This is a genomic window from Mycobacterium sp. DL440, assembly GCF_011745145.1.
In the GTDB taxonomy this organism is placed as follows: Bacteria; Actinomycetota; Actinomycetes; order Mycobacteriales; family Mycobacteriaceae; genus Mycobacterium.
Genome location: NZ_CP050191.1, coordinates 3,021,735 through 3,045,600 on the forward strand (window position 1 = coordinate 3,021,735; position 23,866 = coordinate 3,045,600).

The 23,866-nt window shown below is 67.1% G+C and carries 22 protein-coding genes; 12 read left to right on the plus strand and 10 right to left on the minus strand.

Annotation, left to right across the window (positions count from 1 at the left end; genetic code table 11):
* Positions 1–71 precede the first annotated feature (71 nt).
* Positions 72–3,590 carry a non-ribosomal peptide synthetase gene (locus HBE63_RS14615; protein ID WP_166905379.1) on the minus strand — a complete coding sequence of 1,173 codons (3,519 nt, stop codon included), beginning with the start codon at positions 3,588–3,590 and terminating at the stop codon, positions 72–74.
* Positions 3,591–3,692: 102 nt separating this feature from the next.
* Between HBE63_RS14615 and HBE63_RS14620 the strand changes: the two genes are divergently transcribed.
* Positions 3,693–5,342 carry a (2,3-dihydroxybenzoyl)adenylate synthase gene (locus tag HBE63_RS14620; protein WP_166905380.1) on the plus strand — a complete coding sequence of 550 codons (1,650 nt, stop codon included), beginning with the start codon at positions 3,693–3,695 and terminating at the stop codon, positions 5,340–5,342.
* A gap of 65 nt (positions 5,343–5,407) precedes the next feature.
* Here HBE63_RS14620 and HBE63_RS14625 read toward each other — a convergent pair whose 3' ends face one another.
* Both HBE63_RS14625 and hemW read right to left on the minus strand, forming a co-directional pair.
* The gene (locus HBE63_RS14625) at positions 5,408–6,760 is read right to left on the minus strand and encodes a salicylate synthase (RefSeq protein WP_166905381.1); all 1,353 of its coding nucleotides are present in this window, start codon (positions 6,758–6,760) and stop codon (positions 5,408–5,410) included.
* A 68-nt stretch (positions 6,761–6,828) separates the two neighbouring features.
* Positions 6,829–8,001, minus strand: a complete 1,173-nt coding sequence (gene hemW, locus HBE63_RS14630) for a radical SAM family heme chaperone HemW (protein WP_166905382.1) — start codon at positions 7,999–8,001, stop codon at positions 6,829–6,831.
* Between the two features lie 93 nt (positions 8,002–8,094).
* Between hemW and HBE63_RS31935 the strand changes: the two genes are divergently transcribed.
* The 8 genes from HBE63_RS31935 (at position 8,095) to HBE63_RS14665 (ending at position 15,432) form a co-directional block, all read left to right on the plus strand.
* The gene (locus tag HBE63_RS31935; protein WP_350222970.1) at positions 8,095–8,199 is read left to right on the plus strand and encodes an Ms4527A family Cys-rich leader peptide; all 105 of its coding nucleotides are present in this window, start codon (positions 8,095–8,097) and stop codon (positions 8,197–8,199) included.
* A 122-nt stretch (positions 8,200–8,321) separates the two neighbouring features.
* A complete protein-coding gene (locus HBE63_RS14635; protein WP_166905383.1) occupies positions 8,322–10,010 on the plus strand; it encodes a nitrite/sulfite reductase in 1,689 nt (562 codons plus the stop codon).
* Positions 10,007–10,708, plus strand: a complete 702-nt coding sequence (locus HBE63_RS14640) for a phosphoadenylyl-sulfate reductase (RefSeq protein WP_166905384.1) — start codon at positions 10,007–10,009, stop codon at positions 10,706–10,708. The genes HBE63_RS14635 and HBE63_RS14640 overlap by 4 nt, the downstream gene beginning before the upstream one ends.
* A 7-nt stretch (positions 10,709–10,715) precedes the next feature.
* A complete protein-coding gene (locus HBE63_RS14645; protein ID WP_166905385.1) occupies positions 10,716–11,429 on the plus strand; it encodes a sirohydrochlorin chelatase in 714 nt (237 codons plus the stop codon).
* A gap of 135 nt (positions 11,430–11,564) precedes the next feature.
* Positions 11,565–12,944, plus strand: a complete 1,380-nt coding sequence (locus HBE63_RS14650; protein ID WP_166905386.1) for a rhodanese-like domain-containing protein — start codon at positions 11,565–11,567, stop codon at positions 12,942–12,944.
* 44 nt (positions 12,945–12,988) lie between these two features.
* Complete coding sequence (locus HBE63_RS14655) at positions 12,989–14,209, plus strand: FAD/NAD(P)-binding oxidoreductase (RefSeq protein WP_166905387.1); 1,221 nt, start codon at positions 12,989–12,991, stop codon at positions 14,207–14,209.
* Positions 14,210–14,234: 25 nt separating this feature from the next.
* Positions 14,235–15,095: a sulfite exporter TauE/SafE family protein gene (locus tag HBE63_RS14660; protein WP_166905388.1), complete on the plus strand. Its 861-nt coding sequence runs from the start codon at positions 14,235–14,237 to the stop codon at positions 15,093–15,095.
* A gap of 76 nt (positions 15,096–15,171) precedes the next feature.
* Entirely contained in the window at positions 15,172–15,432 is a 261-nt protein-coding gene (locus tag HBE63_RS14665; protein ID WP_039322112.1) for a metal-sensitive transcriptional regulator, read from the plus strand.
* A gap of 18 nt (positions 15,433–15,450) precedes the next feature.
* Here HBE63_RS14665 and HBE63_RS14670 read toward each other — a convergent pair whose 3' ends face one another.
* From HBE63_RS14670 to HBE63_RS14690, 6 genes are all read right to left on the minus strand, one after another.
* A complete protein-coding gene (locus HBE63_RS14670; RefSeq protein WP_243858658.1) occupies positions 15,451–16,530 on the minus strand; it encodes a sulfate/molybdate ABC transporter ATP-binding protein in 1,080 nt (359 codons plus the stop codon).
* Between the two features lie 22 nt (positions 16,531–16,552).
* Positions 16,553–17,374, minus strand: a complete 822-nt coding sequence (gene cysW / locus HBE63_RS14675) for a sulfate ABC transporter permease subunit CysW (protein ID WP_166905389.1) — start codon at positions 17,372–17,374, stop codon at positions 16,553–16,555.
* Positions 17,371–18,249 carry a sulfate ABC transporter permease subunit CysT gene (cysT, locus tag HBE63_RS14680; RefSeq protein ID WP_166905390.1) on the minus strand — a complete coding sequence of 293 codons (879 nt, stop codon included), beginning with the start codon at positions 18,247–18,249 and terminating at the stop codon, positions 17,371–17,373. The genes cysW and cysT overlap by 4 nt, the downstream gene beginning before the upstream one ends.
* Complete coding sequence (locus tag HBE63_RS14685) at positions 18,246–19,289, minus strand: sulfate ABC transporter substrate-binding protein (RefSeq protein ID WP_166905391.1); 1,044 nt, start codon at positions 19,287–19,289, stop codon at positions 18,246–18,248. Before HBE63_RS14685 ends, cysT begins: the two co-directional genes overlap by 4 nt.
* A 117-nt stretch (positions 19,290–19,406) precedes the next feature.
* Complete coding sequence (locus HBE63_RS31940) at positions 19,407–19,499, minus strand: Ms4533A family Cys-rich leader peptide (RefSeq protein WP_350222992.1); 93 nt, start codon at positions 19,497–19,499, stop codon at positions 19,407–19,409.
* A 140-nt stretch (positions 19,500–19,639) separates the two neighbouring features.
* On the minus strand, positions 19,640–19,843 hold the full coding sequence (locus HBE63_RS14690; protein WP_166905392.1) for a hypothetical protein: 204 nt from the start codon (positions 19,841–19,843) through the stop codon (positions 19,640–19,642).
* 116 nt (positions 19,844–19,959) lie between these two features.
* Between HBE63_RS14690 and HBE63_RS14695 the strand changes: the two genes are divergently transcribed.
* Entirely contained in the window at positions 19,960–21,990 is a 2,031-nt protein-coding gene (locus HBE63_RS14695; RefSeq protein ID WP_208301374.1) for a glycoside hydrolase family 15 protein, read from the plus strand.
* 78 nt (positions 21,991–22,068) lie between these two features.
* The gene (locus tag HBE63_RS14700; RefSeq protein ID WP_166905393.1) at positions 22,069–22,350 is read left to right on the plus strand and encodes an ANTAR domain-containing protein; all 282 of its coding nucleotides are present in this window, start codon (positions 22,069–22,071) and stop codon (positions 22,348–22,350) included.
* On the opposite strand, the gene HBE63_RS14705 is transcribed toward HBE63_RS14700, so the two are convergent.
* Positions 22,334–22,891, minus strand: a complete 558-nt coding sequence (locus HBE63_RS14705; protein WP_166905394.1) for a bifunctional 2-polyprenyl-6-hydroxyphenol methylase/3-demethylubiquinol 3-O-methyltransferase UbiG — start codon at positions 22,889–22,891, stop codon at positions 22,334–22,336. The genes HBE63_RS14700 and HBE63_RS14705 overlap by 17 nt on opposite strands.
* Before the next feature lie 54 nt (positions 22,892–22,945).
* On the opposite strand from HBE63_RS14705, the gene HBE63_RS14710 reads away from it, so the two are divergent.
* Entirely contained in the window at positions 22,946–23,860 is a 915-nt protein-coding gene (locus HBE63_RS14710) for a zinc-binding dehydrogenase (RefSeq protein WP_166905395.1), read from the plus strand.
* Positions 23,861–23,866 lie beyond the last annotated feature (6 nt).

A 23,866-nucleotide genomic window follows, 5' to 3' on the forward strand; every position in this document is an offset into this window, starting at 1 on the left:
TGCGACTCACGGCGTCCACAACGACCTCCTGACGATTAGCAAAGCCTGCCCTAACTGAAGTAACTCTAACCTTAGTTGCCGAACGCGGGTTCTGGGGACGTGCGTGCCAACTCGGAGGCCACATCCGCGCTGTCCATGCCTGTGACCTCCAGATACAGCTCTGACACCAGCTGCAGACGGTCCGAGCCCGCCTCCCGGCCCGCCAACAGCGCGGCCATCTTCGCGACCGTTCGTGCCGCGAAGACGTCGGCGACCATGACGGTCGAGGTGTCCAGCCAGTCCCGGATCCGGGCCACCAGCTGCGTACCCAGTACCGAGTCCCCGCCGAGGGCGAAGAAATCGTCGTCGACCCCGACACCGGACTGCTTGAGAACGTCCCCGACGATCGCGCACAGGGCCGTTTCCAGCGGGCCCGACGGCGCCCGATAGCCCCTGGTCTCCGGAGCACCGAGTGCGGTGAGCATCCGGACCGCCGCGGTGCGGTCGGTCTTGCCGCGGGCGTAGGGAATCTCGTCAGCGACCACGAGAACCTGCGGGATCATGTGCGCGGGCACCCACTCCGCCATGGCGGTCGCGACCGCGCCGGCGTCGAGACCCGCCCGGTCCGCACGGACCACTGCACCGAGCAGATCGTGGCCGCCGTCGACCGGCACCAGCACCGCAACGGCCGCGTCCACTCCCGGAACGCGGCACAACGCGCCCTCGACCTCACCCAGCTCGATGCGGAAGCCGCTCACCTTGATCCGGTGATCGGCCCGCCCGACGAATTCCAGCGTGCCGTCGGGCCAGGTCCGAACCAAGTCCCCGGTGCGGTACCAGCGGCGCCCGTCGTGCTCGACGAACCGTTCGGCGGTCAGGTCGGGCCGGCCCCGGTACCCGCGGGCGATGCCCCGACCGCCGACCCAGAGCTCACCCGGGACCCAATCGGCGCAATCCTCGCCCCGCGTGTCGACCACGCGGCAGCAGTTGTTGGTCAGCGGGACGCCGAATGGCACCGAGGTCCAGTGCGGCGGCAGTGCATCCTCGTCGAATCCGACTTCGAAGATGGTGTTGTGGGTCGCGGTCTCAGTGGCCCCGCCCAGGCCGGCGAAGCGCACGCGCGGCGACGCGGTACGCAACGCGCGCACCAGGTCCGGACGCACCCAATCGCCGCCGGTGGGTACCACCCGCAGCGAGGAAAGCGAACCGCCATCCCTGGCAGTGCTGGATGCGCCGGCTGCGCCACCGGCGGCGACGAGCATCTCCAGCCAGCCGGTCAGGAAGTGCAGGACGCTGACCTGATGCTCGTCGATCAGCTTGACCCAGACGTCCGGATCGCGGCGCTGCTCCTCGTCGACGACCACCATCGACCCACCCGAGCGCAAGGTCCCGTAGACATCGATCACCGACAGATCGCACTCCAGGTGCGACAGCGCCAGGCACCGGTCAGCCGGACCGATCTCGAAATGGTCGTTGATGAACTCGATGGTGTTCATCGCCGCGTCGTGGGTGATCTCGACACCCTTGGGCTCGCCGGTGGAGCCGGACGTGAACAACACGTACGCCAGATCGTCCGGGGTGGCCGCGACCGGCTCGAAATGTACTGGATCACCGATGATCTCGGCGTCAGCAACGGTCAAGTGCGGCAGGTCGGGATGTTCCGACCCCGAACCACAGATCAGGGCGAAGTCCACCCCGCCGGTGTGCAGGATGCGCGCGGCCCGATCGGCGGGCTGATCCACCCCGACCGGCAGGTACGCGGCGCCGACCATCGAGATGGCCAGCAGCGCGATGACCTGCTCGACGCTCTTGGGGCCCAGCACCGCGACCACCTCGCCGCGGCACACGCCGCGGGTTTGCAGGGCAGCCGCCACGGCCAGCACCTTGTCCCGCAGCTCGCCGTAGGTGAGATCGCCGGCGCTACAGAACACGGCGGGCGCCTCCGGGCTGGAGGCTGCGTTGGCCAGGAACCCGGAATGCAGCACGTCGCCACTGGGCGTCGACTTCGACGCGTTCAGCCCAGCCCGCACCCGGCGTTGCCGCTCGGAGGCCGCGGGCGGGTCGGGCGCATCCCAGGCCGCGTCGTCGGTGGCCAGGCGGCGCAGTTCGGCCAGGTGGTAGGCGAACATGGCCTCGGCCACTCCCGGCCGGAACGCCTCGACCCGGACGTCCCAGTTGATCATCAGACCTTCGGCGAGCGGGGTCGCCTGAGCATCGATAAGCACCTGCGGCCCCTGCGAAATGGTCCACACCGGCGCTCCGAAGTGGTCGGTGACGTCACCGGCGAACAGGTCGCCCAGGCCCAGCGCGCTCGTGTAGACGATGGTGGCCAGGGTTTGGCTGCCGCGGTGGCGGCTCACGTCGCGCAGTACGTCAAGTCCCGACACCGAGGAATGGGCGGCAGTCGCGTGCAGCGTCTCCTGCACCACCCTGGCCCGTTTCATGGCCGTATCGGCTCCGGCCAGGTCGATGTCGAGCAACAGCGAGGACGTGAAGTCACCAACCAGCTTGTCCACATCGGGGTGATACGGCTCCCTGCCGAACATCGGCAGGTTGAGCAGGAACCTGGACTGCGTCGACCAGTGCGCCAGCGCGTTGGCGTAGGACGCCCCGACCGCCATGGCAGCAGTGATGCCGCGTCGCTGCGCCGCCGCGAACAACGCGTCGCGGGTCGGCACGTCGAGGGTTTCCCAGAGCCGGATGCTGCGGTGCGGGTTGTGCTGATCGGACAGCGGAACCAGTGGCAGCGCAGGCGCATCCGGCAGATCGGGCACCCGCTCGGCCCACCACTTCACGTCCTCTTGCGACGGCGGCGGCACCGACGCCGTCAGCCGGGCCCGGTATTCGCGGTATGTGTAGCCGAGGTCGGGCAGGTCGGCGCCGCGGTAGAACGCGGCCAGATCAGCCATGAAATTGCGGTAACTCACCGCATCCCCACACTGCATGTCCATATCAACATGGAGACGCGTGCATCCATCAGGCAGCAGAGACAGGCTCAGCTGCAGCACCTCATCGTGCAGCATCTGATGAGACTTGGATTCCCTGGTCAACTCCAACTGCGCTTGTGCCGCAGCCTCATCCAGGTCGCGCAGGTCGTAGACGGTGACCGGTAGCGGCCGGTCGCCGATGCGCTGGGTGCCGTCGGGCAGGATCTCGACCCGCAGCATCGGGTGGCGTGCAGCCAGTTTGTCCGCCGCCGTCTGCAGACGCTGCGGATCGACACCGGCGCCGTCGAATTCGACGTACAGATGGGCACCGACGCCACCCAGCTGCTGGTCCTGGTTGCGGCCCACCCAGAAGGCGTGCTGGATCGGGGCCAGCGGGAAAGTGTCACTTTCCTCACCGGCGATGTCCGGGACGGACGCTTCGGCGGGTGTATCAGGAGCGTGCTCGGCGACCAGATCGATCCAGGCCGCGACGGTGGGATTGGCTGCCAGCGCCGAGAATCCGACGTTGATGCCCTGCTTACGCCAGCGGCCGGACAGCGACATCATGCGGATCGAATCGAGCCCGGAGGCAATCAGGTCGGCGTCCGGATCGACAGCGTCGGGGCTGACCCCCAGGAGTTCGGCGACCTCGTCGCGGACCGTCTGGGAGCTCGTCGCCACCACGCTTCATCCTCCAAACAATTAGTAAAGGCTGCCCTAACTTTGTGGAGGTTACCCTATATTCGATCTGCTGACATACCCACCCGACGGGAGCCGAGAACACCGATGACCACCGGTTTTGACCGCGAACAGGACGAATTGGCAAACGGATTCACCCCGTTCCCCGAGGACCGTGCCGAGGTATACCGCGAGGCCGGGTACTGGCAGGGCAAAACTCTGGACAGCATCCTGCGCGATGGCGCCGAACGCTGGCCGGACAAGCCGGCCGTCGTCGACGCCACCGGCAGTCACACGTTCGCCGAGCTGGACGCACTCGCCGACCGCATCGGCGCCGCGCTGACCGCCCGGGGGATCAACCCGGGCGACCGCTTCCTGGTGCAGCTGCCGAACACCCGCGAGTTCGCGGTCGCCACGTTCGGCCTGCTGCGCGCCGGAGCGGTCCCCGTCCTGTGCCTGCCCGGTCACCGGTCGGCCGAACTGGGCCATTTCGCCGAGGTCAGCGGCGCCGTCGGGCTGGTGATCCCCGACGTCATCGCCGGATTCGACCACCGCGAACTGGCCGCCCAAGTCGCCTCCGAACACCCGCGGCTGAGTCACATCCTCGTCGTCGGCGACCCCGGCAGCTTCCAATCCTGGTCGACCCTCAACGATTTCGACGATCCAGGGCCGCCGAGCATCACCGTCGACACCAGCGACCCGGCCGTACTGCTGGTGTCCGGCGGAACCACCGGGCTGCCGAAGCTCATCCCCCGCACCCATGACGACTACCTCTACAACGCCACCGCCAGCGCTGCCCTGTGCCAGCTGACCGGCGACGACGTGTACCTGGTGACGCTGCCGGCGGCACACAACTTCCCGTTGGCCTGCCCTGGGCTACTCGGGGCACTGAGCGTCGGGGCCACCACCGTGTTCACCGAGGATCCGAGCCCGGAGTCGGCCTTTGCCGCCATCGACAAGCACCAAGTGACTGTCACCGCCCTGGTGCCGGCACTGGCCAAGTTGTGGGCACAAGCCTGCGAGTGGGAGCCGTTGGCGCCCAAAACACTACGGCTGTTGCAGGTGGGTGGCGCCAAGCTGGCCGCCCCCGATGCTGCCCTGGTGCGCGGCGCCCTGGCACCGGGCCTGCAACAGGTATTCGGCATGGCCGAAGGGCTGTTGAACTACACCCGCATCGGCGATCCCGCCGATGTGCTCGACAACACTCAGGGCCGACCGCTGTCCCCCGACGACGAGATCCGCATTGTCGACGAGGACGGTGCTGACGTGCCGCCCGGCGCTGAAGGTGAGCTGCTCGTGCGAGGGCCGTACACCATCAACGGCTATTTCAACGCCGAGGCTGCCAACGAGCGCTCGTTCAGTCCCGACGGCTTCTATCGCAGCGGTGACCGGGTCCGCCGGTTGAGCGACGGTCCACGGGCCGGCTACATCGAGGTGACCGGCCGGATCAAGGACGTCATCGTGCGGGGCGGGGAAAATGTCTCCGCCCTGGACTTGGAGGAGCATCTGCTCACCCACCCGTCAATCTGGTCGGCGGCAGCGGTGGCCCTTCCCGACGAGTTTCTCGGTGAGAAGATTTGCGCCGTAGCGGTTTTCGACGGCCCTCCGGTGAGCCTGGCCGAACTGCACGCCCACCTGGACGAGCGTGGTGTGGCGGCGCACTCCCGGCCTGACATCCTGGTGCCGATGCCGTCGCTGCCGACCACCCCGGTCGGCAAGATCGACAAGAAGGCGATACTGCGTCAGCTCACCGAGTGACTGCGCGGGCTGCCATCGCCGCCGGCACCCGAGAGCCACACTGGTGTGACTCTCGGGCGACGACTTCAGGCCCGCGGCACCAGATGCGGGGCCAGCGTCGTCAGCTTCTCGCAGGTTTCCTCGAACTCCCGGTCCGGGGTGGAGTCGCCGATGATGCCGGCGCCGGCCCGTAGCCAGGTCTTGCCGTCGGCTTCGTAGGCTGCGCGAAGCGTCAGCGCCGCATCCATACCGCCGTCAGCCGAGAAGGTCACCACGGCACCGGAATACAGACCCCGCGGGGCCTGGTCCAGACGCAGGATCGCTTCAACGCTTTCCGCCTTGGGAATGCCCGAGGCGGTCACCGCCGGGAACAGGGTCTCGAGTGCGTCCATGCGGTCCATGGAGCGGTGCAACTGACCGCTGACCGTGGATCCGAGGTGCTGGACGCTGCCCCGCTCACGCACGGTCATGAAGTCGCGCACGACAGCTGTCCCCGGCTCAGCCACCTCGTTGATCTCCTGCATCGAGGTCCGAACCGAAATAGCGTGCTCGACAATTTCTTTCGGATTGGACTCCAAGTCCTCGCGGGCCGCGCGATCATTGTCGGAACCGCGGCCCAGGGCCCGGGTACCGGCCAGGGGTTCGGTGAGCACGGTGCCGTCCGACCGCACCGCGGCCACGAGCTCCGGGCTGTAGCCCAGTGCCCGGATCCCGCTCAGATGCAACAGGAACGACCGGGCCGGGGTGTTGTTGCGGCGGCCGACGCGATAGCTGGCCGGAAAATCGAGCGCGAAGGGGACGTCGAGCCGACGCGACAGGATCACCTTCTGGTAGCGGCCGTCGGCGATCTCCTGAATCGCGGTGGCGACCCGGTCCCGATAGCCCGACGAGTCCTCCCGCACGTTCACGGCTGCAGCCGCCGGTACCTCGGTTACCCCGTCGGCCAGCAGCGCCCGGACCGCGTCAACCTGGCGCGTATCGGCATCGATCAAGCTGATGCTGTCCTCGGTGATGACGAATTGACTACGGGGCCAAAGAATTCGGGCCAACGGAGTGCCCGGAGCCAGGCGCTGCTCCAGGCCGAACCGGTACGTGCCGAACTCGAAGGCCACCCAGCCGAACAACCGGCCGGTCTCCAGCAGGAGTCGGTCGACGGTCTCGCCGAGCGCGACGCCCGGCCGTCCGGTCCACACCTGGCGCTGCACCACACCGTCCTGCACCACGCGAAGCTCGTCGGAGTCCAGTTCGATGACGGCGCGGGTGCCGATCGCCAGGGTCAACTCGCCGTCGCGCTCGTAGACGACGTAGTCCTCACCGTCACGTTCGGGAAGCGCCCTGGCCAACTCGGCCACCAGGTCCACCGGATTCACGTCGGGAGGCAGTACAAACTCGATCGACGTGGCTTTTTCGGAAGTACTCTCGATACCGACCTTCGTCACGAGAACTAAATGTAGCCTAACCTTCGTGCGCCAGGCTGCCTACAAGGCTCCCGTCGGTGTGATCCCGGTTATGCCAGCAAGGTGCGCACCACCCCGTCGGCCAGCAGCCGCCCGCGATCAGTGAGCATCACGCGATCGTCTGCCAACCTGATCAACCCGTCGGCCACCAGCCCGGCCACCCGTGCCCGCTCCGTCGCCGACAGATCCCCCAAGGGCAACCCGCGGCTCAGCCGCAGCCGCAGCATCACTTCCTCCATATGCCGGTCGCGGTCGTCGAGCTTCTCGAAATCCGCTATCGGCAAATGGTTTTCAGCCAATGCCTGTGCATAGGAATTGGGATGCTTGACATTCCACCACCGAGTGTCACCAAGGAAGCCGTGGGCTCCCGGCCCGGCGCCCCACCACTCACCACCGTCCCAGTAGCCGAGGTTGTGCCGGCACTCCCCGCCGTCGGTACTCCAGTTCGACACCTCGTACCAGTGCAGGCCGGCCGCAGACAACCGGCTGTCCAGTAGTTCGTAGCGCCGCGCGAGCACGTCGTCGTCCGGCCGGCTGATCTCGCCGCGGCGCACCCGGCGAGCCAGGGCGGTGCCGTCCTCGACGATCAGCGAGTACGCGGACACGTGGTCGACGCCGGCGCCCAGCGCTACGTCGATCGAGCGGCACAGATCGTCATCGGTCTCCCCCGGCGTGCCGTAGATCAGGTCGATGTTGACGTGCTCGAACCCGGCGGCCCTGGCCTCCAACGCCGCCGCAGGCGCGCGGCCCGGAGAGTGCGTGCGATCCAGCACGGCCAGCACCTGCGGCGCCGCCGACTGCATGCCGAGTGAGATCCGGGTGTAGCCGGCCTCACGCAGCGTCGCGAACATCTCCGGAGAGGTGGATTCCGGATTGGCCTCGGTCGTCACCTCGGCGCCGGCGGCCAGGTCGAAATTGTCCCGAACCGCACCCAGCACCGCAGCCAGGCCCGGGCCGCCGAGCAGAGAAGGCGTGCCGCCACCGACGAACACCGTCTGCACCGGTACAGCCCCGACCGTGGCGGCGGCCAGGGCCAGTTCGATGCGCAGCGCGGCCAGCCAGCCATCTGGGTTGGCACCCCCCAGCTCAGCCGGCGTATACGTGTTGAAGTCGCAATATCCGCACCGGGTCGCACAGAACGGCACGTGGATGTAGATGCCGAAGGCACGCCCGGGCACGCGGGCCAACCGGGGTTGGCTGACGGGTGCGGTGCGGGTGCTCATGGTTTCATTTTCCCAGACTGTCCAGCGACGACTTTTGCTCACCCTGAACGCAAATATGGCCCGGTTAGGGCAGGTGGCGACAATCGTGGCAGAATGTCGGGCGTGACTGCCGCCCACAACAGCACCACCCGCATTGCGCTGGTGGCTCGTCGGCATGTCGATTTCAAGCGCGTATGTAGCTGTTGCTGTCTGCCTTAATCATGCGTTGATTTCGGACCCCGCCCGCCCCATAGTTTCAGCTGGCACCGGATCTGCGCCGCCGGACAGCCACCGGTGATCTGCGCGTTCTAGTGCCAGCTCCTTTGCGAAGGAGCTCAACAGTGACAACCCCCGAGGCCCCAGCCAAGGCCGACCGGCCCGCCAAGAAACCCCGCGACGAGGGTCAATGGGCGCTGGGTAGCCGCGACCCGCTCAACCACAACGAGCAGTTCAAGCAGGAGGACGACGCACTCAACGTGCGGGACCGCATCCTCAACGTCTACTCGCGTGACGGCTTTGCCAGCATCGCCAAGGACGACCTGCGCGGCCGGTTCCGGTGGATGGGCCTCTACACCCAGCGCACCGAAGGTTACGACGGCACCTTCACCGGCGACGACAATGCCGACCTGCTCGAGGCCGAGTACTTCATGATGCGGGTGCGCACCGACGGTAAGGCGATGTCGGCCCAGGCCGTGCGCACCCTCGGACAGATCTCGATCGACTTCGCCCGCGAGAGCGCCGACATCACCGACCGGGAGAACCTGCAGTACCACTGGCTGCGCATCGAGGACATCCCCGAGGTGTGGCGCCGCCTCGACGAGGTCGGGCTGCAGACCATGGAGGCCTGCGGCGACTGCCCGCGCGGCATGCTGGGCTCGCCGCTGGCCGGCGATTCGCTGGTCGAGGTGCTGGACCCCACGCCCGCGCTCAAGGAGATCGAAGAGCGCTACATCGGCAGCCCGGAGTTCTCCAACCTGCCCCGCAAGTTCAAGACCGCCGTCTCCGGCCTGCAGGACGTCGCCCACGAGATCAACGACGTGTCGTTCATCGGGGTCAACCATCCCGAGCACGGCCCCGGCCTGGACCTGTGGGTCGGCGGCGGGTTGTCCACCAACCCGATGCTTGCCCAACGGGTCGGCGTGTGGGTGCCGCTGGAGGAAGTGGCCGAGGTGTGGGCCGGCGTGATCGGGATCTTCCGTGACTACGGCTACCGCCGGCTGCGTTCCAAGGCGCGGCTGAAGTTCCTGGTCAAGGACTGGGGCGTGGAGAAATTTAGGAAAATTCTCGAAGAGGAATACCTCAAGCGCCCCCTCCACGACGGCCCGGCTCCCGAGCAGGTGCCACACACCGTCGACCACGTCGGTGTGCAGAAGATCCGCAACGGCCTCAATGCTGTCGGTGTCTCGGCGATCGCCGGGCGGGTCTCGGGCACCATCCTGACCAAGGTCGCCGACCTGATGGAGGCCGCCGGCTCCGACCGCGCCCGCCTGACCGCGTACCAGAAGCTGATCATCCTCGACGTGCCCGATGAGAATCTGGCCAAGCTCAGGGAGGGCCTGGACGCGCTCGGCCTGCAGTCACAGCCGTCGCACTGGCGTCAGAACCTGATGGCCTGCACCGGCATCGAGTACTGCAAGCTGAGCTTCGCCGACACCCGTGGACGGGCCCAGACGCTGGTGCCCGAGCTGGAGGCACGGCTGGGCGACCTCAACGCCGAGCTCGACGTGCCCGTCACTGTGAACATCAACGGCTGCCCCAACTCGTGCGCCCGCATCCAGGTTGCCGACATCGGCTTCAAGGGCCAGATGGTCGACGACGGCGACGGCCCAGAGGAGGGCTTCCAGGTGCACCTGGGCGGCAGCCTGGGCCTCGACAGCGGCTTCGGCCGCAAGCTGCGTCAGCACAAGGTGCTGGCCACCGAGCTCGGCGACTACATCGAGCGGATCGTCCGCAATTTCGTGAAACAACGCGACGCCGGCGAGCGTTTCGCCCAGTGGGCCATTCGGGCCGACGAGGACGACTTGAGGTGACCACATTGACTGAGACGGAACTGATCGAGCTCGCTGAGCGCGGTGCGGCCGAGCTGGCCGACGCCAGCGCGGAGGAGTTGCTGCGCTGGACCGACAAACACTTCGGTGGAAACTACGTCGTGGCGTCCAACATGCAGGACGCCGTCCTGGTCGAGATGGCGGCCAAGGTGCGCGCCGGCGTCGACGTGCTATTCCTCGACACCGGATACCACTTCGCCGAGACCATCGGCACCCGTGACGCCGTGGAGCAGGTGTACGGCGTGAACGTGGTCAACACCCATCCCGACAACACCGTTGCCCAGCAGGACGAGCTGCACGGCAAGGACCTCTTCGCCCGCGACGCCGCAGCCTGCTGCCGGATGCGCAAGGTCGAGCCGCTGGGCAAGGCGCTGGCCGGCTACACCGCCTGGGTCACCGGCATCCGTCGGGTGGAGGCGCCGACGCGCGCCAACGCACCGCTGATCAGCTGGGACAGCGCCTTCGGCCTGGTCAAGATCAACCCGATCGCAGCCTGGTCCGACGACGAGATGCAGGCCTACATCGAGGCCAACGACATCCTGGTCAATCCCCTTGTCCACGAAGGATATCCGTCCATCGGATGCGCGCCGTGCACCGCCAAACCGGAGGCCGGCGCCGATCCGCGCAGCGGCCGGTGGGCCGGTCAGTCCAAGACGGAGTGCGGGCTGCACGCCTCGTGAGGCATTCATGACGCTCGTTCTCACCGCACACGGCAGCGCAGACCCGCGTTCGTCGGCGAATGCGCAGGCCATCGGCGGGCATCTGCGCCGCCTACTGCCCGACACCGAGGTACGGGTGGCGTTCTGTGAACAGAACGCACCCAACCTCACCGAGGTGCTGCCGGACGTCGCGCCGGGCGCCGTGGTGGTGCCGCTGCTGCTGGGCAGCGCCTATCACGCCCGGATCGACATTCCCGAACTGATCGCCAATTCCGGCGCCGTGGTGACCCAGGCCGACGTGCTCGGCGACGACCCCCGACTGCTGCAGGTGGTGCGGGAGCGGCTGACCGCGGTGGGAGTGTCCCGATTCGACGCCGACCTCGGCGTGATCCTGGCCGGGGTGGGCTCATCGCATCCGGCCGCCAATGCGCGTACGGCCGCCCTGTCCGGCGCGTTGGCCGAAGGCACCCGCTGGGCCGGTACGCAGGTGGCGTTCGCCACAGGGCAGACCCCTTCCCTGCCGGAGGCCGTCGAGCGTTTGCGCCGATGCGGCGCCCGCCGCCTGGTGATCGCCCCCTGGTTCCTGGCACACGGTCGCATCACCGATCGGGTCGCTGAATTCGCCTGTGCCACAGGCATTCCAATGGCCGAACCACTCGGTCCGCACCGCCTGGTGGCGGCCACCGTGCTGGATCGCTACGAAGAGGCGCTGGCAGCGCGCAGCGCCGGCTTCGCCGCCTGACGCCAGAGCAATCGCGCCCCCGGTCACGCACCGGGGGCGCCTTCGTCAGCTTGTCTCCCATACCCTAAGGGGTATATTTGACTGCGTCGGTATACCCCCCTAGGTATACAGGACCGCCCACTGAGGAGTTGAACAATGAAGTTCATCCAGTACTACCTGGACTGTCTGTCCCATGCGTCGTACCTGATCGGTGATGAGTCATCCGGGCGCGCCGTGGTTGTCGACCCGCAGCGCGACGTCTCCGAGTACGTCGCCGATGCGGAGAAGTTCGGCCTGCAGATCACCCACGTGATCGAGACCCACTTCCACGCCGACTTCCTGTCCGGCCACCTCGAACTGGCCGAGGCCACCCGTGCCACGATCGTGTACTCCTCGGTCGCCAAGCCGGAGTTCGATCACATGGGAGTCGAAGACGGCCAACGTATTCCACTCGGTGAGGTGGTACTGGAGTTCCGCCACACCCCCGGCCACACCCCGGAATCGATGAGCATCGTGGTCTACGAACACGCCGATGACGCCGTGCCCTATGGCGTTCTGACCGGCGACACCCTGTTCATCGGCGATGTCGGCCGACCCGACCTGCTGGCCTCGATCGGCTTCACCCGCGAGGAACTGGCCGACAAGCTCTACCACTCGCTGCACGAGATGCTGTTGCCGCTGCCCGATGCTACCCGCGTCTTCCCGGCCCACGGCGCTGGTTCGGCCTGCGGCAAGAACCTGTCCACCGAGCTGTCATCCACCATGGGTGAGCAGAAGCAGACCAACTACGCGCTGCGCGCACCCGACAAGCGGTCCTTCGTCGAATTGGTCACCGCAGGCCAGCCGCCGGCCCCGGGATACTTCGTCTACGACGCGATCCTCAACCGCAAGGACCGCGCTCTGCTGGACGAGGAGGCAACGCCGGAGGCGCTGGACTACCGTCAGGCCACCGAAGCCGTCGCCAACGGAGCCATGTTGATCGACGGCCGCAGTCCCGAGGATTTCGCCCTGGGCCATCTGCGCAACGCGCTCAACATCGGACTGGCCGGGCGTTACGCGGAATTCGCGGGATCGGTGGTCAAACCCGACGCAGACATCGTGCTGGTCACCGCCCCGGGCGAGGAACGGGAAGGCAAGAACCGGTTGGCCCGCATCGGGTTTGACCGGGTGCTGGGTTACGTCGAGGACCCGGAGCGGACGATGTTCGAACATCAAGACGATGTGACGGTCGCCTCACGGTTGACCGCCACCGCGTTCGGTGAGCGGGCCACTTCGGTCGCGGACCTGCAGATCGTCGACGTGCGCAACCCTGGCGAGACCGAGACGGGCGTGATCCCCGGCGCGGTCAACATCCCGGTGGGCCAGCTGCCGGACCGGACCGGCGAATTGGATCCGACCCGCCCGACCGTGGTCTACTGCGCCGGCGGCTACCGGTCATCGGTGGCGGCGAGCCTGCTGCGCCAGCGCGGCTTCGACGATGTCAGCGACATCCTGGGCGGCTACGGCGCCTGGGCGGACAGCACCCACGCCGCCTGAAACTGCGCACACACCGTCTAAAGAGACAGGAAGACACCACAAGCATGTCCACCCCACTCAAGCACGAGGTCCTGATCATCGGCGGCGGCACGGCCGGGGTCACCGTGGCGGCCCGCTTGCTGCGCAAGCACTACACCGACGTCGCGATCATCGAACCGTCCGACAAGCACTACTACCAGCCGTTGTGGACCCTGGTGGGCGGTGGGCAGGCGACGGCCGCCGAAACCGAACGTGCCGAAGCGTCCGTAATGCCGCGCGGCGCGACCTGGATCAAGAGTGCGGTGACGTCGGTCAACCCGGACGCCAACACGGTCACGTGTGCCGATGGCGCGACCTACGGGTACGACGTCCTGGTGGTGGCGCCGGGTATCCAACTCGACTGGGAACGCACCGAAGGCCTGACCGACACGCTCGGCAAGGACGGCGTCTCGTCGAACTACCGCTTCGACCTCGCCCCGCGCACATGGGAATTCATCCGCAACACCCGATCCGGCACCGCGGTGTTCACCATGCCGTCCGGGCCGATCAAGTGCGCCGGTGCACCCCAGAAGATCGCCTACCTGGCCTGCGACCACTGGCGGCGCCAGGGCGTGCTCGACAACATCGACGTCCACCTGGTGGTCCCGACACCGCGGATCTTCGGCATCCCCGCGATCGCCGACAACCTGGACAAGGTCATCGCCGACTACGGCATCACGCTGCACACCGGAAGTGAAGTCCGCTCGGTCGATTCGGCTTCGCGCAAGGTGACGGTGACCCATGGTCACGAGGGTGCGGAAAACACTGAGACGACGCTGCCCTACGATGTGTTGCACGCAGTGCCGCACCAGTCGGCACCGGACTGGATCAAGACCAGCCCGTTGTCTACCAGCCATGTCGGCGGAGATGTCAACGGTTACGTCGACATCGACAAGCACACGATGCAGCACGTGCGTTACCCGAACGTGTTCGCCCTCGGCGACGCGGGGTCGTCCCCGAACTCGAAAACCGGTGCGGCCATTCGCAAGCAGGCACCCGCGGTCGTCGAGAACATCGGTGCAGTGCGCAGCGGTCGCCCGCTTCCCGGGTCCTACGACGGTTATGCGTCCTGCCCGATCGTCACCTCCTCCCGCGAGATGCTGCTGGCCGAGTTCGACTACGACTTCACTCTCAAACCATCCTTCCCCCTACTGGATCCGGTCGCGCCGCACCGGCCCTACTGGTACCTCAAGAAGTACGGGCTGCCTGCCATGTATTGGAACGTGATGTTGAAGGGTCTGGCCTGATGCCCACCTCCTGCGGCGCGTTGGCATGATCGCGCTGGCTGTCACGCTGGCCGTCCTGGTCGGGGTGTCCCTCGGGCTCCTCGGCGGAGGCGGCTCGATCCTGACCGTTCCGCTGCTGGCCTATGTGGCCGGCATGGAGGTCAAGCAGGCGATCGCCACCTCGCTTGTGGTGGTCGGCGTGACCAGCGCGGTCAGCACCCTGTCCCATGCTCGCGCCGGCCGGGTGCAGTGGCGCAGCGGCCTGATGTTCGGAGCCGCCGGCATGGTCGGCGCGTACCTGGGCGGGCTGTTGAGCTATGTCGTCGCCGGATCGGTTCTGCTGATCGCCTTCACGGTCGTGATGGTGGCCACCGGAATCGCGATGATCAAGGGGCGCACCGCGTGCGCGCCGACGACAAGGACGATGCCGATCGCCAAGGTCCTGCTGATGGGACTGGGAGTCGGGGTGGTGACCGGCGCCGTCGGAGCCGGTGGCGGATTCCTCGTGGTGCCCGCGCTGGCCCTGCTGGGCGGCCTACCCATGCCTGTCGCGGTGGGAACCTCTCTGCTCGTGATCGCGATGAACTCGGCCGCGGGTCTGGCCGGCCATCTGAGCACCGTGCCGATCGACTGGACGATCGCCGGCGCGGTCACCGCCGCGGCTGTCCTCGGCAGCCTGCTGGGCACCCGCCTGACCGCGCACGTCGACCCCGACGCGGTACGCCGGGCTTTCGGCTGGTTCGTGTTGCTCATGGCGTGGCTGATCCTCGGCCAGGAAATCCACCCCGCCGTCGGGCTCATCGCGGCCGGTCTGACCGTGCTGGCCGGCCTCGGCCACCTGAGCTGCGCCCAGCTCGGATGGTGCCCGCTGCGCTGGCTTTTCGGCCCACCCGCTGCGACAACGTGACCACACATGCATACCCCCGCGGGTATGATCGAAGTAATCGGACCCAACTGCAATCCCAGTATCCAAGGGGGACAACATGATCTGCGACGAAGAATCGATCGCCGCCATCCTCAACCGCCTCCGGCGCGCACAGGGGCAGCTCTCGGGCGTCATTGCCATGATCGAGCAGGGCCGCGACTGCAAAGATGTCGTGACCCAACTCGCCGCGGTGTCCCGCGCCCTGGACCGCGCCGGATTCAAGATCGTCGCAACCAGTCTGCGCGAATGCATCACCGGCAACAGCGACGAAACCATGGACGTCGCCGAGCTGGAGAAGTTGTTCCTGACCCTGGCCTGACGGGCGGGCCTGGCCGTCTCAGCTGACGGTCACGGCCTCGTCACTGCTCTTCTCAGCACCGCCGCCCGACTCCTTGTCGCGCACCGGAATCTGCACTCCCCCGGCGATCTGCGGAACCCGGGTGGCCCGCACATAGACCGTGTCGCCCTCCTGTAACCCGAGCGCCTCGGCGTCACCGCGGGTGATCTGCGCGGTGAACGGCACATGGGTTGCGGCGCCGGTCAGTTCGACCCGAACCTCGAAGCCCAGCATCACGATCCGGTCGATGGTCGCCCGCAGCACCCCGGTGGCCTCGGCCGTGCCATCGCCGGCAGCGACTGCCAGCTCGGGATTGCGTCCAACCCGAATATCGTGCGGACGCACCAGAATTCCGTTGAGCTCGGAGACCGCGCCGAGGAACGACATCACGAACGCGTTGGCGGGCTCGTCATACACCTCGGTCGGCGAACCCACCTGTTCGATCCGCCCCTTGTTGAGCACCGCGATGCGGTCCGCCACATCCAGCGCCTCGGCTTGGTCGTGCGTCACCAGCACCGTGGTGACGTGCACCTCGTCGTGCAGGCGGCGCAGCCAGGTGCGCAGGTCGTCACGCACCTTGGCATCCAATGCCCCGAACGGTTCGTCGAGCAGAAGCACCTGCGGATCCACCGCCAGTGCCCGTGCCAGTGCCATCCGCTGACGCTGACCGCCGGAGAGCTGATTGGGATAGCGGGTTTGAAAACCGGCCAGCCCCACCACTTCCAGCAGGTTGTCGACCTTCTCCTTGACCTCGGCCTTGGGACGCTTACGGATCTTGAGGCCGAATGCCACGTTGTCGCGGACCGTCAGGTGTTTGAACGCCGCATAGTGCTGGAATACGAATCCGATGTCGCGGCGCTGCGGGGGCACCCCGGTGACGTCGCGTCCGTTGATGGTGATCGTCCCGGTATCAGGCTGATCCAGGCCCGCGATGGCGCGCAACAGGGTGGACTTGCCCGAGCCACTCGGGCCCAGCAGTGCCGTCAACGAACCGGACGGCACTTCGAAGTCGATGTTGTCGAGCGCCGCAAAATCGCCGTAATGCTTGTTGGCGCCCCGAACCACGATCGCATCGGTCATAGCTCTTGTCTCCTTCTCAGGCCTACTGCGCGGCCTTGATTCGGCGTCGGTCGAGGATCACCTGGACAACCAGGACGATCACGGCCACCGCCATGAGCAAAGTCGAGATGGCGTACGCGCCGTACACCGAATCGGCGGTGCCGCGGTTGTAGCGGTCGGCCACCAGCAGCGTCAGGGTCTGGGACGTGCCAGGCAGATTCGACGACACCATGATCACCGCGCCGAACTCGCCGAGCGTGCGGGCGATGGTCAGCACGATGCCGTAGGTCAGGCCCCACCGGATGGACGGCAGCGTGATGCGCCAGAACGTCTGCCACCAGGTCGATCCCAGTGTCGCCGCGGCTTCCTCCTGATCGGTGCCGATCTCGTGCAACACCGGTTCGACCTCACGGATCACGAACGGCACCGTGACGAAGATGCTGGCCAGCACGATGCCCGGGAGCCCGAAGATGATCTTCAGCCCGAGATCGTTCTCGACGAAGCCCAACAACCCCGCCGAACCCCAGAGCAGGATCAACGCGACACCCACCACCACCGGCGACACCGCGAACGGCAGGTCGACGACGGCCTGCAGAGCGCTCTTGCCCCGAAACCGGTTGCGCGCCAGTACCAGCGCCGTGGGAACGCCGAACAACACGTTCAGCGGCACCACGATGGCAACCACCAACAACGACAGATTCAGCGCCGAGATCGCCGCAGGGGTCCCCACCGACGCGAAGAATGCCCCGACGCCGGGACCGAAGGTACGCAGGAGGATCAGCCCGACCGGGACCACCACCAGCACCGCCACATAGGCCAGCGCCAGAAAACGCAACAGGTAGCGCATCCGCGGTGAGAGCGTCATGCCGAAAGCTCCTCACGTTTGGCCGCCCGCGAACCAACCGCCCGCAGCACGAACAGCACCAGGAACGAGATCACCAGCAACACAATGGAGATCGCCGCCGCACCAGTTCTGTCGTCGTTCTCGATCAGGGTCCGGATCCACTGCGAGGACACCTCGGTCTCCCCCGGCACCGCACCACCGATCAGCACTACCGATCCGAACTCGCCGATCGCCCGGGAGAACGCCAGCCCGGCCCCGGACAGCAGCGCGGGCAACAACGCCGGCAGGATCACCTTGACGAAGATGACCCAGTTGCTGGCCCCCAGCGAGGCGGCCGCCTCCTCGGTCTCCTGGTCGAGCTCGAGCAGCACCGGTTGCACCGAGCGCACCACGAACGGCAACGTGACGAACAGCAGTGCGATGCCGACACCCCATTGGGTGTGCTGCAGGTGCAGGCCGACCGGACTGGCCGGACCGTACAGCGCCAGCATCACCAGGCTCGCCACGATCGTCGGCAATGCAAATGGAAGGTCGATCACGGAATCGACCAGCCGCTTGCCCGGGAAGTCGTCGCGAGTCAGCACCCAGGCAACCAGCAGGCCGAAGAAGAGGTTCACCACGGTCACGCCGGCCGAGATGGTCAGCGTCACCCGAAACGATTCCAGCGCCGCATTCGAGGTGACCGCCAACCAGAAGGCGTTCCACCCGCCGCCCGCCGCCTGCCACAGGATCGCCGCCAACGGCAGCAACACGATGACGCTCAGCCAGATCGAGGCCGCACCCACGCGCAGCGAGGTGCTGCCGTAGCGACTGCGCCGCGCGCCGGGGGTGGGATCCCCCGGCGCCGGCGCGGCCGGAGCAGGCTGGACTGCATCGGTCGGTGTAGCTGCCGTCATCCAGTCGCCTGCTTGTAGATCTTGGTGATGGAACCGTTGTCTTTGTCGAACAACGCCGGGTCGACCTCTTTCCATCCGCCGAGATCAGCGATCGTCCACAGCTTCTCCGGCGTCGGGAAGTCCTTCGCGAAGTCTGCCGCCACCGCCGGGTCGACCGGACGGAATCCGGCCTCGGCCCACAGCTTCTGACCCTCCGCGGTGAACAGGAAGTTCAGCAGCGCCTTGGCCTTGTCCGCGTGGGCGCTGGTCTTGACGACCGCCACCGGGTTCTCGATCTTGAAGGTATGCGGCGGGTTCAAGTGCTCGACGTCCTTGCCCTGCCGCTCGACGTTGATCGCCTCGTTCTCGTAGCTGATCAGGACGTCGCCGGTGCCCTGCAAGAACACATCGGTGGCCTCACGGCCCGAACCGGGGCGGGTCTTGACGTGCTCGGTCACCAGCTTGTTGACGAAGTCGAGGCCGGCCGCAGAATCCTTGCCGCCGTTGCTCTTTGCCGCATACGGGGCGAGCAGGTTCCACTTGGCCGAACCCGAACTCAGCGGGCTCGGGGTGACCACCTCGACCCCGGGCTGCAGCAGGTCATCCCAGTCCTTGATGCCCTTGGGGTTACCCTTGCGCACCACCAATGACACCACAGAACCGAACGGGATGCCCTTCGTATTGCCGGCGCTCCAGTCGTCGGCCACCTTGTCGGCCTTGACCAACCGGGCCACATCAGGTTCGACCGAGAAGTTCACGATGTCGGCCGGCTTACCGTCGGCCACGGCCCGGGACTGGTCGCCCGACGCGCCGTACGACGTCCGCACCGCAACGCCCTTGCCTTCCTCGCTGGCGGCGAACGCGGGGATGATCTTGCTCCAGCCCGGTTCGGGCACCGCGTAGGCGACGAGCGTCAGCGTGGTGTCGGCACCCGCAGCGCCCTGATCACCGCCGGCGACATCACTGGCCCCGCCGCCGCAGCCGACGGCCAGCACGCCGGTGGTGGCCAGGACGGTGGCAGTACGCCAGAACTTACTGAGGTTGGGCTTGTTAACGGGCACTGATGACCTTTCTTACGGACAGCGGACATTACGAGTCCCGTCATGCGGAAAGGATAAGGATGAGTATCCGGGCGTAACAGCTAGCGCCACCGACACCAAACCGCGGACGGGTTGGAGTCAGCGACAACAGGCGACGTCAGCAACAGCGCAGGAACCCACGGCAATGAGAGCCAAGACATGGCTCTCAGTCTTGCCGGACGCTGAATGCATGGCGCGAAGAATAACAGAATTCCGGTGTCGCGCCTGCCGAGCGATCGGTGTCCGGAGTCAGCGGGTCAGCAACCACATGACGATGACCAGGACAACCAGCAGAATCAAGATCAATGTGACACGTGAACGCGGCATACCGTTCATTCGGATTCCACCTCGTCCACCGGGGCGTGGCGCAGCCGGCGCAACCCGGTGATTCCCCAGCCCAGCGCGCCGTCGAGCACCACCGCACTGCCATAGGCCAACGCCAGCACCACCGGCATCACCACGGCGGACTGCACGACGAACGGCAGCCCGGTCAGCCACAGCTCGACGCCGTCCCACCAGTTCAGGATTGCCGCCATGGGGCAAGCCTAGGTGATCGCCGACGGCAGCTGTGAGTTCATCCCGTCGCACCCGTAACGTTCGACACGCGTGTCTTGGGTAGACGGCACCTGTATCCGCAGATGATGATGTCCGCATGGTTCTGCAACACACCCAGCCCACGGATGTCGTCGCGGCACTCGACAAGACTCCTGACACTCCGAAGGCACCCCAGACGCCGCTGACGGCGACCGCCCCGGTTCCGTACTCGTCGGGCGCGTCGCTGCGGAACCCGTTCCCGCCGATCGCCGACTACGGCTTCCTGTCCGACTGCGAGAACACCTGCCTGATCTCCTCGGCCGGATCGGTGGAGTGGCTGTGTGTCCCCCGGCCCGACTCCCCGAGCGTGTTCGGCGCGATCCTGGACCGCAACGCGGGCCACTTCCGGCTCGGCCCCTACGGTGTGACCGTTCCGTCGGCGCGGCGCTACCTGCCGGGCAGCCTGATCCTCGAGACCACCTGGCAGACCCACACCGGCTGGCTGATCGTGCGCGACGCACTGGTCATGGGCCCCTGGCACGACCTCGACACCCGATCACGGACCCACCGGCGCACCCCAATGGACTGGGATGCCGAGCACATCCTGCTGCGCACCGTGCGTTGTGTCAGCGGCACCGTGGAACTGGTGATGAACTGTGAGCCGGCGTTCGACTACCACCGGGTCAGCGCCTCGTGGGAGTACTCGGGGCCCGCCTACGGCGAGGCCATCGCGCGCGCCAGCCGCAACCCGGATTCGCACCCCACTCTGCGGCTCACCACCAATCTGCGCATCGGCATCGAGGGCCGCGAGGCCCGCGCGCGCACCCGGCTCACCGAGGGCGACAACGTGTTCGTCGCGCTGAGCTGGTCCAAGCACCCGGCCCCGCAGACCTTCGAAGAGGCCTCGGAGAAGATGTGGAAGACCAGTGAGTCCTGGCGGCAGTGGATCAACATCGGCGACTTCCCCGATCACCCATGGCGGTCCTACCTGCAACGCAGCGCGCTGACGCTGAAGGGGCTGACCTACTCGCCGACCGGCGCACTGCTGGCCGCCCCCACCACGTCACTGCCGGAAACCCCTCAGGGCGAACGGAACTGGGACTACCGCTACTCGTGGATCCGGGATTCCACGTTTGCGCTGTGGGGTTTGTACACACTCGGGCTGGACCGGGAAGCCGACGATTTCTTCTCGTTCATCGCAGACGTGTCGGGCGCCAACAACGGCGAACGCCATCCGCTGCAGGTGATGTACGGCGTCGGCGGTGAACGCAGCCTCGTCGAAGAAGAACTGCACCACCTCTCGGGCTATGACAACGCCAGGCCGGTGCGGATCGGCAACGGTGCCTACAACCAGATGCAGCACGATATCTGGGGCACCATGCTCGATTCGGTGTACCTGCACGCGAAGTCGCGCGAGCAGATTCCCGAGGCGCTGTGGCCGGTGCTGAAGAATCAGGTCGAGGAAGCCATCAAGCACTGGAAGGAACCCGACCGCGGGATCTGGGAGGTGCGCGGCGAACCGCAGCACTTCACCTCCAGCAAGATCATGTGCTGGGTGGCGCTGGATCGTGGTTCGAAGCTGGCTGAGTTGCAGGGCGAGAAGAGCTACGCCCAGCAATGGCGCGCGACCGCCGAGGAGATCAAGGCAGACATCCTGGCCCGCGGCGTCGATTCCCGCGGTGTGCTGACCCAGCGCTACGGCGACGACGCGCTGGACGCATCGCTGCTACTGGCGGTGTTGACGCGGTTCCTGCCCTCGGACGACCCGCGGGTGCGGGCCACCGTGCTGGCAATCGCCGAGGAGTTGACCGAGAACGGCCTGGTGCTGCGCTACCGCGTCGAGGAGACCGACGACGGCCTGTCCGGCGAAGAGGGCACCTTCACCATCTGCTCGTTCTGGCTGGTGTCCGCGCTGGTCGAGATCGGCGAGGTGAGCCGGGCCAAGCATCTCTTGGAGCGGTTGCTGTCGTTCGCCAGCCCGCTGCACCTGTACGCCGAGGAGATCGAGCCGCGCACCGGCCGCCACCTGGGCAACTTCCCGCAGGCCTTCACCCACCTGGCCCAGATCAACGCCGTGGTGCACGTCATCCGCGCCGAGGAGGAGTCCGACAGTTCCGGGGTATTCCAGCCCGCCAACGCGCCGATGTAGACGCTTGGCCGCCGCGCCGACACAATCACCGTGCGCCGATATCTGTGATGGGCGGTGACGGCCGAGCATCATCGGGTCATGAGCTACAACCGCCTCCGCGCAGACGACACTTCACGCATCAAGATCGACGTGGCGATCGGTGTTCTGGTCGCCCTGCGCGGTTACGCGCCGGATCAGGCCTTCGCCGAACTGGTGCGGGTGGTCCAGCGCACCGGTATCGGAATCGGCAGCATCGCAAGGGCATTGGTCGACCTCGCCACCGGCAGTTCCGGGACGTCGGCCGAGTACGCCGAGGCGTTCAACGCCTGGGGTGAGCTGCTCGCACAGGCCCGGCGAGTACCTGTCAACACCGCCCGGTGACCGGTGCCCGCGCCACCAGCCAGGCCTCCCCGTCACCCTCGTACGCGGCCAGGGCCTCAAGACCGGCAAAGGCCGCCTCGAGCTCACCGGGAACGGCCCGGAACCGTCCTGGTCGCGCGCCCACCTCGCTGAGCACACAGACTGCCAACAGGCCGCTCGGCCGCAGCCGGGCGGCCAGCGCCGGATAGAGCTGCGGGTCGCGGAAGCGGTGGCATACCACCACATCAACTGCGGGTCCGGCGGGCAGGCCCTCATCGAGATCTGCCACCTCGAAACGGCAGCGCGCTGCCACACCGTGGTGCGTCGCCGAGTGCCGCGCCCGGCTGATCGCGACGGCGGACACATCGATACCCCACACCTGCAGTCCGCGCTGAGCCAGCCACACCGCACCCAGACCTGACCCGCACGCGATCTCGAGCGCGGAACCGATCACCGGAAACCGGTCGGCGTGGCCGACGAAGGCCCGGGGCGGGGCCGGCACGTCGTCCGACTCCCGGTCGGTATACGCCGCGTCCCACCGGACGCGGTCCGTCTCGCTCACGTCGGCCACCCTAGGGGAGGGAATAGCAGGAAAGCGTTCGGGGTTAGCCCCTTCATGCGAGCCCTCGTCTACGACCCGCACGCTCCTGCAAACCTCCGGTTCGACGACGTGGCCGAACCCTCGGTCGCCGAGTCCCAGGCCCTGATCGATGTGCATGCGATCGCCCTGAACTTCGGCGAGGTGCACTTCATCGATCAGATGCGCCGCCCTGGTGAAGTGCCGGGGTGGGACAGCGCGGGAATCGTGGCCAGGGCCGCGGCGAACGGGACGGGTCCGGCCGTCGGTACGCGCGTGGTGGGCTTCAGCGGAGAAGCCGGCTGGGCTGAACGCCGCGCGGTGTCGACCGACAATCTCGCCGAGCTCCCCGAGTTTGTCGAGTTCGACGAGGCCGCCGCACTTCCGGTAGCAGGCGTGACGGCGCTGCAGGCGCTGCGGGCGCTGGGCCCCGTCGTCGGGCGCCGGGTATTGATCACCGGCGCGTCCGGAGGTGTCGGCCGGTTCGCCGTACAACTGGCCGCCCGGGCCGGTGCCCACGTGGTGGCCGCGGTCGGCAGCGCGCCCCGCGGCGAAGGCCTGGAGGAATTGGGTGCGGCCGACGTCGTCGTGGGGCTCGACGGGGTGACCGAGCCAGTGTTCGGGGTGCTCGACAATGTCGGTGGGACGCTCTTGGCACAGGCCTTCAGCCTGGTGGCCGACGGCGGCTCGGTGCAGTCGATCGGGATGGCGTCCAATGAGCCGACCACCATCGACTTCGAGGCCGAGCGGCGCCGTGGAAACCGGAAACGGTTGGAGCCGTTCACCGTTCGGGCACCATTCCAGGCTGATCTGGATTACCTGCTGACGTTGGTGGCCGACGGCGAACTCGATCCCCAGATCGGTCTGCGCGACACGTGGGGCAACATCGCCGCGGCGGCACAGGCCCTGCTCGACCGCAAGGTCGCGGGCAAGGCGGTACTGCAGGTCGACTGACGACGC